This is a genomic window from Kitasatospora sp. NPDC096077, assembly GCF_040303245.1.
GTDB lineage: Bacteria > Actinomycetota > Actinomycetes > Streptomycetales > Streptomycetaceae > Kitasatospora.
The window spans coordinates 1-9,529 of record NZ_JBEOSV010000125.1 but is presented as its reverse complement, the minus strand read 5'-3'; the positions used below and the strand labels follow the sequence as shown (position 1 = coordinate 9,529).

10 protein-coding genes and 1 pseudogene are annotated in these 9,529 nt (G+C 72.2%); 6 read left to right on the top strand and 5 right to left on the bottom strand.

Annotation, left to right across the window (positions count from 1 at the left end; all coding sequences use genetic code 11):
• Window positions 1–223 precede the first annotated feature (223 nt).
• Window positions 224–919: a demethylmenaquinone methyltransferase gene (locus tag ABTZ03_RS43675; RefSeq protein ID WP_350518850.1), complete on the top strand. Its 696-nt coding sequence runs from the start codon at window positions 224–226 to the stop codon at window positions 917–919.
• A 200-nt stretch (window positions 920–1,119) separates the two neighbouring features.
• Window positions 1,120–2,409, top strand: coding sequence for a geranylgeranyl reductase family protein (locus tag ABTZ03_RS43670; protein ID WP_350518851.1), 1,290 nt, complete (start codon window positions 1,120–1,122; stop codon window positions 2,407–2,409).
• Window positions 2,410–2,499: 90 nt separating this feature from the next.
• Here the strand turns inward: ABTZ03_RS43670 and ABTZ03_RS43665 are convergent, their stop codons facing one another.
• The 3 genes from ABTZ03_RS43665 to ABTZ03_RS43655 form a co-directional block, all read right to left on the bottom strand.
• Window positions 2,500–2,910 (bottom strand): MazG-like family protein, encoded by a 411-nt coding sequence (locus ABTZ03_RS43665; protein WP_350518849.1) that lies wholly within the window; start codon window positions 2,908–2,910, stop codon window positions 2,500–2,502.
• A 139-nt stretch (window positions 2,911–3,049) separates the two neighbouring features.
• Entirely contained in the window at window positions 3,050–3,760 is a 711-nt protein-coding gene (locus ABTZ03_RS43660) for a peptidylprolyl isomerase (protein ID WP_350518848.1), read from the bottom strand.
• 114 nt (window positions 3,761–3,874) lie between these two features.
• A complete protein-coding gene (locus ABTZ03_RS43655) occupies window positions 3,875–4,450 on the bottom strand; it encodes a TetR/AcrR family transcriptional regulator (protein ID WP_350518847.1) in 576 nt (191 codons plus the stop codon).
• A gap of 192 nt (window positions 4,451–4,642) precedes the next feature.
• Between ABTZ03_RS43655 and ABTZ03_RS43650 the strand changes: the two genes are divergently transcribed.
• On the top strand, window positions 4,643–5,308 hold the full coding sequence (locus ABTZ03_RS43650) for a CatB-related O-acetyltransferase (protein WP_350518846.1): 666 nt from the start codon (window positions 4,643–4,645) through the stop codon (window positions 5,306–5,308).
• 176 nt (window positions 5,309–5,484) lie between these two features.
• Entirely contained in the window at window positions 5,485–6,522 is a 1,038-nt protein-coding gene (locus tag ABTZ03_RS43645) for a DMT family transporter (RefSeq protein WP_350518845.1), read from the top strand.
• Between the two features lie 13 nt (window positions 6,523–6,535).
• Here the strand turns inward: ABTZ03_RS43645 and ABTZ03_RS43640 are convergent, their stop codons facing one another.
• A complete protein-coding gene (locus ABTZ03_RS43640) occupies window positions 6,536–7,111 on the bottom strand; it encodes a hypothetical protein (protein ID WP_350518844.1) in 576 nt (191 codons plus the stop codon).
• 194 nt (window positions 7,112–7,305) lie between these two features.
• Here ABTZ03_RS43640 and ABTZ03_RS43635 point away from each other — a divergent pair, with 194 nt between their 5' ends.
• Together ABTZ03_RS43635 and ABTZ03_RS43630 are read left to right on the top strand one after the other, a co-directional pair.
• Window positions 7,306–8,427: a sensor histidine kinase gene (locus tag ABTZ03_RS43635; RefSeq protein ID WP_350518843.1), complete on the top strand. Its 1,122-nt coding sequence runs from the start codon at window positions 7,306–7,308 to the stop codon at window positions 8,425–8,427.
• Entirely contained in the window at window positions 8,424–9,119 is a 696-nt protein-coding gene (locus ABTZ03_RS43630; RefSeq protein ID WP_350518842.1) for a response regulator, read from the top strand. Before ABTZ03_RS43635 ends, ABTZ03_RS43630 begins: the two co-directional genes overlap by 4 nt.
• 316 nt (window positions 9,120–9,435) lie before the next feature.
• Here the strand turns inward: ABTZ03_RS43630 and ABTZ03_RS43625 are convergent.
• A pseudogene (locus ABTZ03_RS43625) lies at window positions 9,436–9,529 on the bottom strand (cell division ATP-binding protein FtsE); the annotation flags it as partial.

Genomic DNA, 9,529 nt, shown 5'->3' with positions numbered 1-9,529 from the left:
CGCATGGCTCCACACCTACAATCACCACCGCGGACACACCGCACTCGCAGGCAAGCCACCCGCCACCCGCGTCCCCAACCTCACGGGACAGAACAACTAGCGCGGGGCCGTCGGGCCGGGGTGCTTGTCGGGGTTGTCGCCGACGCCGCCTCGGACGTCCCGGTCGGCCTCCTGGTGAGCCCCGTTGGCCGGGTCACCCGTCGCAGGGTGAACAATGGGGGGCGTGACCCGAGCCTCCCTGGACAAGCAGCCGCATGAAGTCGCCGCCATGTTCGACGACGTCGCGGCCAAGTACGACCTCACCAACGACGTGCTCTCCCTCGGCCAGGCCCGCGCCTGGCGCCGGGCGGTGGCCGAGGCGGTGGCCGCCGGACCCGGGGACCTCGTGCTCGACCTCGGGGCCGGCACCGGTACCTCCTCGCTGCCCTTCGCCGAGGCCGGGGCCAAGGTCGTCCCGTGCGACTTCTCGGTCGGCATGCTCACCGAGGGCAAGCGCCGCCACCCCGAACTGCCGCTCACCGCGGGCGACGCCACCCGGCTGCCGTTCGCGGACGACACCTTCGACTCGGTGACGATCTCCTTCGCGCTGCGCAACGTCCAGGAGACCGAGGCGGCCCTGCGCGAGATGCACCGGGTCACCAAGCCCGGCGGCAAGCTGGTCATCTGCGAGTTCTCCACGCCGACCTGGACGCCGTTCCGGACCGTCTACACCGAGTACCTGATGCGCGCGCTGCCGCCGGTCGCCACCGCGGTCAGCAGCAACCCGGACGCGTACGTCTACCTCGCCGAGTCCATCCGGGCCTGGCCGGACCAGGCCGGGCTGGCCTCCCGGATGCAGGAGAACGGCTGGTCGAAGGTCGCCTGGCGGAACCTGACCGGCGGGATCGTCGCGCTGCACCGCGGGTACAAGCAGGCCTGACGGGGCGGTGGCGCCGAGGCGGGACGCGGGCGGGAGCCCGGGCCGGTGGCGTCGAGGCGGGGGACCCTGGGCGGGGGAGCGGGCTCCGGCGGCTCCGGCGGTTCGGGTGGTGTGAGCGGAACTAGACTGCCGGAGACAAAAGCCGCCATCCCCCGCCGCAGCTCCAGGAGTGTGTCCACGTGTCCGAGACCGCAGCCGATCTGACGAAGCCGGACAGCACGGTCGAGAGCACTGCCGACGTCATCGTGGTCGGCGCGGGCCCGGCCGGCGCCACCACCGCGTACTACCTCGCCCAGGCCGGGCTGGACGTGCTGCTGCTGGAGAAGACCGCCTTCCCGCGCGAGAAGGTCTGCGGCGACGGCCTGACCCCGCGCGCCACCAAGCAACTGGTGGACATGGGCATCGACGTCTCCACCGAGAACGGCTGGCTGCACAACAAGGGCCTGCGCATCATCGGCGGAGGCGTCCGGCTGGAACTGGACTGGCCCGAGCTGGCCTCCTTCCCGGACTACGGCCTGGTCCGCAAGCGCGCCGACTTCGACGAACTCCTGGCCCGCCAGGCCGAGAAGGCCGGTGCCCGGCTCTACGAGCGCTGCAACGTCAGCGGCCCGGTCCTGGACGAGCGCACCGGCCGGATCGTCGGCGTCACCGCCAAGCTCGGCGAGGAGAAGCGGCCGGTCACCTTCCGGGCCCCGCTGGTCGTCGCCGCCGACGGCAACTCCACCCGGCTCTCCCTCGCCATGGGCCTGCACCGCCGCGAGGACCGCCCGATGGGCGTCGCCTACCGCACCTACTTCAACTCCCCGCGCCACGACGACGACTACCTGGAGTCCTGGCTGGAGCTGTGGGACACCCGCGGCGGCCAGCGCAAGCTGCTGCCCGGCTACGGCTGGGTCTTCGGCATGGGCGACGGCACCTCCAACGTCGGCCTCGGCATCCTCAACTCCTCGCCCGCGTTCGGTGAACTCGACTGGCGCGAGGTGCTCAAGGCCTGGTGCGCCAGCATGCCGGAGGAGTGGGGCTACACCCCCGACAACATGACCGAGCCGATCCGCGGCGCAGCGCTGCCGATGGCCTTCAACCGGCAGCCGCACTACACCCGCGGCCTGCTGCTCGTCGGCGACGCCGGCGGCATGGTCAACCCGTTCAACGGCGAGGGCATCGCCTACGCGATGGAATCCGGCCAGATCGCCGCCGGGGTCATCGTGCAGGCCCACGCCCGGGTCACCGAGGGCGGCCGCGAACGCGCTCTGCAGGCCTACCCGCGCATCCTCAAGGACGTGTACGGCGGCTACTACACCCTCGGTCGCGCCTTCGTGAAGCTCATCGGCAACCCCAAGGTGATGCAGCTGGCCGCCCAGCACGGCCTGCCTCGGCCGCTGCTGATGCGCTTCACCCTCAAGCTGCTCGCCAACCTCACCGACCCGGCGGGCGGCGACGCGATGGACCGCCTGATCAACGGGCTGGCGAAGGTCGCGCCCAACGCCTGACGGTGGGGCGGGCGGTGGGCGGTGCCCGCTGGTATCCGGTGTCGGGTGGGGCCGCCGGGCGTCGGATGACGGGTCCGGCGCCGCGGTGACTCAGCGCGCCTTCGGTGCCGCCACCGCCTGTTCGGTCCCCTCCGCCTCCGGCGCGTCCTCCGCGTCCTCCGCCGCCGCCCGTCCTGTTGTGTCGCGGGAGGCGGCGGAGCGCTGCTCGACGTAGGCGAGGCGCTCGGCGAACACCCGGGCCGCGTCGGGGGTGAGCGTCCGCAGCGCGACGAGGGCGCTGAAGACGACATCGCAGAGCTCGTGCTGAACGTCCTCCCAGGTGTGGGTGACGCCCTTGCGCGGGTTCTGTCCGGTCGCGCCGATCACGGCCGCGCCGACCTCACCGACCTCCTCGGAGAGCTTGAGGAGCCGCAGCAGCCGTTCCTCCTGCGGCGACTGCGTGCTGTGCTCGTCCAGCCAAGCGACCAGGTGGTCGACGCTCTCCCAGATCCGGCTGTCCATGCGGTGCTGCTCCCCTGCGGTGACGTTGGTGCTGCCACCGTACGGGAGCGGCGGTGGGCGTGAGGCCTGGCCGGTTCGCCCGGTCCTCCCGCCGCTTGGATGGCCGCTTGGTCGGCCGCTTGGTCGCTCGGCCGGCGGGTCAGTGCTTGCTGATCTTCACGTGGCGGATGTTCACGGGGACGTTGGGGTAGCCGTCGCCCGGGCCGTTCTGGTCGTCCTCGCCGGCGGCGGCGATCTTCTGCAGGACGTCCAGGCCCGCCGTGACCCGGCCGAATGGAGTGTAGGCGGGGGGCAGCTTGGTGTCCTTCCAGACGATGAAGAACTGGCTGCCGTTGGTGTTCGGACCGGCGTTGGCCATGGCCACGGTGCCGGCCGGGTAGGTGGCTCCGGTCAGGTTCTCGTCCGGGAAGGAGTAGCCCGGACCGCCGCTGCCCGTCCCGGTCGGGTCCCCGCACTGCAGGACGTAGATCCCCTGGGTGGTGAGGCGGTGGCAGTGGCTGCGGTCGAAGTAGTCGTGCTCGGCGAGGAAACGGAACGAGAAGGTGGTGCAGGGCGCCTTGTCGGTCAGGGCCTCGAAGGTGATCGCCCCTTGGCTGGTGCGCAGGGTGGCGTGATACGGGCGGGCGGCCTTCGCGGTGTCGAAGACCGGGATGCCCTTGAAGTTGTCGGCCGGGACGGCGGGTGTGTAGGTGCAGGCCGCGCTCGGGGCGGGGGTGGTGCCGGAGGGGGCCGCGACGGCGGTGCCGGTGCCGGCCGCGAGCGGGAGGACGGTGGCGGCGGCGACCAGCGCCCAGTGCTTGCGCTTCACGTGACGGGCCTTCCGTGGGGTGGTGGACAGCGTGCTTGTCATGCGGGCATCATCCACGGCCGGGCGGGTCTCCGGTAGGGGGCGGGACGGCTGGGGCTCCTTCGGTCGGTTGGCAGTGATGGACGGTCATGTTGCCTGTGGGATCGACGAGTTCGATCATTTGTCGATCTTCGCGGTGGTGCCCGCCGGGTCCGATGCGAACAGTCCGGCGCGGGCCGCCAGGGCGGCGGCGTCGGCGGCCCGCTCGGCGGTGCGGGCGTCCAGTGGCTCGCCGGTGACGAACAGCCGGTAGTAGAGCGGCGCGGTGGCGGCCCTGGCCACCTCGGTGCCGTCCGTTCCGGCCGGCAACTCACCTCGGGCGACGGCCCGTTCGGCGACCTCGGCGGCCTGACGGTGGCGGGTCGCGAAGAACTCGCGCAGGGCGGTCGCGCCGAGGTCGGAGCGCTGGGCGGCGGAGATCAATGCGGTGGGCGTGGGGCCCTGTTCGGGGTCGGTGAATACGGTGAACACCTCCTGGGTGATGCGGCGGAGGTCCTCCTGGAGGTCTCCGGTGTCGGGCAGGGGCCAGGGCTGGTCGGCCGAGGCGGTCAGTGCGTCCGCGACCAGACCGTCCACCCCGCCCCATCGCCGGTAGAGGGTCGCCTTGTGGACCCCGGAGCGCGCTGCGACCGCCTCGGCGGTGAGCCCGTCGTAGCCCTTCTCCGTGACCTCGGCGAGCGTGGCGGCGACCACGTCCGCACGGACTCGGGCGCTACGGCCGCCCGGGCGCGGGGTCGGCGTGCGGGGGGTCGGCGTGAGGGGGTGCTGATCGAGGTGGGGCGCAGTGCTCAAAGTCGACTCCAGTCGCGTTAGTGCTTGCCGTGGATTGGCGGCCATGCCATGCTCATCGTAATGCGACGCGAGTCGCATTACGAGAGGAGCCTTGTGACCACCCCTGCCATCCCCGACCCGACCGTTCTCCACCCGCTCGCCGGGCACGACCGGGTGGTCCTGCTGCGCCCGCTCGTCACCGACCCGAGGATCGAGGTCGGCGAGTACACCTACTTCGACGACCCCGACGGAGCCACCCGCTTCGAGGAGCGCAGCGTCCTCTACGCGTACGGCCCCGAACGGCTGGTGATCGGCAGGTACTGCGCGATCGCCACCGGCACCCGGTTCCTGATGGCCGGGGCCTCCCACCCGACCATCGGCGTCTCCACCTTCCCCTTCACGATGTTCGGCGGCAGCTGGACCGAGCAGACCCTCGACATCGTCACGGCGCTGCCCAGCCGGGGCGACACTGTGGTCGGCAACGACGTCTGGTTCGGCTTCGGTGCCACCGTCCTGCCGGGTGTCCGGATCGGAGACGGAGCGATCATCGCGGCCGGTGCGGTGGTCACCGCCGACGTCGCGCCCTACACGATCGTCGGCGGCAACCCCGCCCGCCCGATCCGGCGCCGCTTCGACGGCACCGACATCGAACGCCTGCTCCGCGCCGCGTGGTGGGACTGGCCGGTCGAGCTCGTCACCGAGCACGTCCGAACCATCATGTCCGGCACCCCAGCCGACATCGAGGCCATCGCCGAGACGAACGGCGCGCTCGCCTCCTGACCCGCCGGCATCCGGAACGGGCATTGATCACCGGCGGGCCGGTGCGCAAGGATGGCGCCCCCTTGTTCCATCCCTCGCCCCGTCCACCGCTGAGCCACACGCCCAGCTCCCGGGTCCGTCCGACGCCGTACGGTCCTCGCACCCGCCGGTTCCGTTCGTTCGGAGGGATCCTCCTCATGCGTGCCTCCCTGTCCTCGTCCTCATCGGTCCTTCGTGATCTACCGGTCCTGCTCGTGGCGGTGGTGTGGGGTTCGAGCTTCCTCGCCGTCCAACGGGTGGCCGAGCCGGGGACGGTGGTGGCGATGCTCGTGCTGCGCTTCGGGCTGGTCCTGCCGCTGCTCGGACTCGCCGCCCGGCGGGCCCTGCGGAAGCTGAGCCGCACCGAGTGGCTCGGCGGCGCCGCACTGGGCCTGGTCCTCAGCGGGATCTTCCTGCTGGAGACCTACGGCGCCGTGCACACCTCCGCCACCAACGCCGGGCTGATCATCAGCCTCGCCATGGTGCTCACCCCGCTCGGCGAGAGCGCCCTCGGCCGTATCGCACCGCCTCGGGCCTTCCTCGCGGCCGCAGCACTGGCCGTCCTCGGCGTCGCCCTGCTCACCGGCGACGGAGGGCTGCGCCCACCCGCGCTGGGCGACCTGCTGGTCCTGGGCGCCGCCCTGATCCGCTCGGTGTACGTCCTGGCCATGGCCCGCAGCCGGGCCGTCCGCAACACCGACATGCTCGCCGTCACCTGGGTCCAACTGGCCGTCGCGACCGCCGTGTTCTCGGTCGTCGCCCTCGCCGTCGGGCCCATGCCGTGGACCGTCGCGCTCTCGTACGGAGCCGGCCAGTGGGTCTGGTTGCTGCACCTGTCCTTGTTCTGCACCCTGTTCGCCTTCTTCGTCCAGATGTGGGCCGTCCGGGCCACCTCGCCGTCCCGGGTCAGCCTGCTGCTCGGCACCGAACCGCTGTGGGCAGCCGTCTTCGGCATCACCATCGCCGGGAACCGGATGGGCCCGCTCGCCCTGCTCGGGGGTGCCCTGGTGCTGGTCGCGACAGAGTGGGGCCGCAGGACCGCCCCCGCACCTACTCCCGCCCCTGCACCCACTCCTGCCCCCACCCTCGCTCCCGTACCGCACCCCATCGAGGCCGAGGCCGTGGGCAAGGCTGCAGGTGACCTCGTGGGTGGAGTCGACAACGCGGGCCTGAGCCCGCAGCCCGCCCAGGCCTGACCCACCGCCGTGCTCATCGGACCCACAGGGTTCGACGGGCGTAGTCGAGGGCGACCGCGCCGAGCAGCGGCCCCCATATGACCAGGGGCAGATAGGCGAGGGTCATCACCAGGCCGCCGAGGCCGTGCGGCGAATCCGGCTCGGCCAAGTTCCTGGCCCAACCGCCGAACAGGGCGAGCAGCCCCACCCTGGTCAGGACGAGCGAGCCCAGGAGGGCCGGAACGACGGCCGACAGCGGACGCACCCTCCGGCCGCCGATCAGCGGGATCCAGCGCGGCACCACCTGGCCCCAGGGCCGGACCAGGCCGACGGTCAGGAAGGCCAGGCCCTCGGCCAGCGCGCTCAGCAGCACGCAGTAGACCGTGCCCCACCCCGGTTGGTGCGCGGCGAAGGCGGAGTAGGTCGCACCGGTGAAGCCGACCGGGACTCCGAAGCCGAACGCGATCCGCCACAGCCCCGAGGGGACCGTGCTCAACGCGGCAGCCTTGGCCGCCAGTTCGGCCCAGCGCGGTGCCGGTGGGACGACGTGGGCCGTGCCGCCCGGCGCCGTACGGTCGGCCGCCCGGGCCTTGATCATGAGCTTCGACATGGTGGTGAACTCCTCCCCGGCTCGGCCCCGGTGGCCGATCCGATGGCTCAAGACTGGCGCTCCCGGGGCGTCGGCGGCAGATGCCGATCGGCCTGTTCTCCCAGGTCAACAACCCTGGGAAATATGCCGATCGGCACAGGCCTCCCCCCTTCGCCGACCCCTAATGTGGTCGCCGTGGAAGGAAGGTGGTGACGATGAGTCAGATGCTCTCGGTGGTCGTCCCGGTCGTGCTGCTGATCGGGTGGGCGACCCGATCGCGCTACGGGCTGGCGTTGGTCACGGGCGTGTCCGGAGCCGTCTCCGCAGCGGTCACGGTGGGCGTCTGGCTCGCCGGCCGGTGGTCCGACGCGGACCGCTGGCCGGGCGTGGTCGGCCTGTTCGAGCTGGCGGGCCTGCTGCTGCTGGTGGTGCTCACCCTGAGGGCCGAGGACGGGCGTGCGTGCGCGGCAGCGGTCTGGACGGTGGGCGGCGCGGTCTCGCTCTGGGTGTCCCGCTTCGCCTTCGCGAGCGGCCCCGAGTCCGTCCTCACCCTCTTCGGCTTCGGCGCGTCCTTCTCCCTGCCGGCCGTCCTGATCGGGCTCTACCTGCGCGGTCTGGACGAGGGCCGCCGCGGTGCCGTGGCCGAGGCCCGGCGGGCCCAGCGGCTCGAACTGGCCCACGACCTGCACGACTTCGTGGCGCACGACGTCAGCGGGATGGTCGCCCAGGCCCAGGCCGGTGCCTACCTGGCCGCGGTCGACCCGGTCCGGGCCGTGGCCATGTTCGAGCGGATAGAGCAGGCCGGGCAGCGGGCCCTGGCATCGCTGGACCGGACGGTCCAGCTGCTGCGCACGGAGGAGGGGACGGGGCGCAGCCCACAGCCGGGGATCGCGGAACTCAGGGAGGTGACCGAGCGGTTCACCGCCTCGGGCGGCCCGGGGGTACTCCTCGAACTGCCGGACCAGCCGGTGCCGCGGGAGGTGTCGGGGACGGTCCACCGGATCGTCGTCGAGGCACTGACCAACGTCCGGAGGCACGCCCAGGGCGCCCGTCGGATCGAGGTCCGGGCGCGTTGCGGCGGCGACTGGTTGGAGCTGACCGTGATGAACGACGGCTTGGCGCCCGATCCGGTCGGCCAGCCCCGACGAGGTGGCGGCAGCGGACTGCCGGGGCTGGCGGCTCGGGTGGAGGCGTTGGGCGGCACCTTCGAGGCAGGGGCGAACGAGCAGGTGGCCTGGTGCGTGACAGTGAGGCTGCCGTTGGCAGGGCGGGAGCAACCGGAGCGGCCGGTGTCCCCGACGAGGACTGGTACGGGCGTGAGGGAGCGGAGCAGATGAGCAGAAGCACGGGGTCGATCCGGATCCTGGTCGCCGACGACCAGGCCGATGTTCGCAGCGCGTTCCGGATGATCCTGGACGTCCAGCCGGATATGACGGTGGTGGCCGAGGCAGCGGATGGTGCCGCGGCGGTGGCGGAGGCGAAGAGGCTGCGGCCGGACGTGGTGCTGGCGGACATCCGGATGCCGAAGCTCGACGGGTTGGAGGTCACGCGGCAGTTGGCGGGCCAGTGCAAGGTGATCGTGGTGACCACCTTCGATCTGGACGAGTACGTGCACACGGCTCTGCGGTACGGCGCGGCGGGCTTCCTGCTGAAGCGCTCGGGGCCGGTGCTGCTGATCGAGGCGATCCGGGCGGCGATGGCCGGGGACGCGTTGATCAGCCCGCAGATCACCGTTCGGCTGCTGCGGCACATGGCACTGTCGGATGCCGCTCCGGTGTCCGGGGCCGCGGTCGGGGCAGGCGTACCGGGCCCGTTGATAGCCGGCCCGGTGGAAGAACTGACCGAGAGGGAAAGGGAGATCGCTGAGCTGGTGGCCGACGGAGCGACCAATGCCGAGGTCGGCGCCGGGCTCTTCATCTCACCGGGAACGGTGAAGAACCACCTCGCCAACATCCAGCGCAAGCTCGGCGCCCGTAACCGGGTGGGCGTCGCGGCCTGGGTGTGGGAACAGGCAGCTGCCAACCGGTAGGCGGCCCCTGGCCCGTAGGGCGAGAGGTATCGGCGGAGGAGCCCCACACGAGGGCGAGGCCCGAGGACGAGAGTGAAAGGGAGGCAGGGGCGGAGGTGGTGGCGGGCCCGGGATCGTGAGGGCCGCATCGGGAAGTTGGGCCTGCCCACAACGGGAGGCGGCGCCGCGACCGCGGCGGAGGAGGAGGGCAGGCCCCCAGGGGCCCACAGGCCGCCGGGGCTGCGAGCGCGCAGCAGTCCCGCGCTGGGACCGGCCGGCCCAGCGCAGGTGACACCGGCGGCAGGTGGGCAACCCTGGCGCGGGCGGCGGGCGGCGGGCGGCGCATGTGCGGCACCTTCCAGTTGGACAGCTTGCCGAGGTCCTTGCCCAGGACGTGCACCGCACCGGTGCTGGGGCGCTCCTCGCGCAGG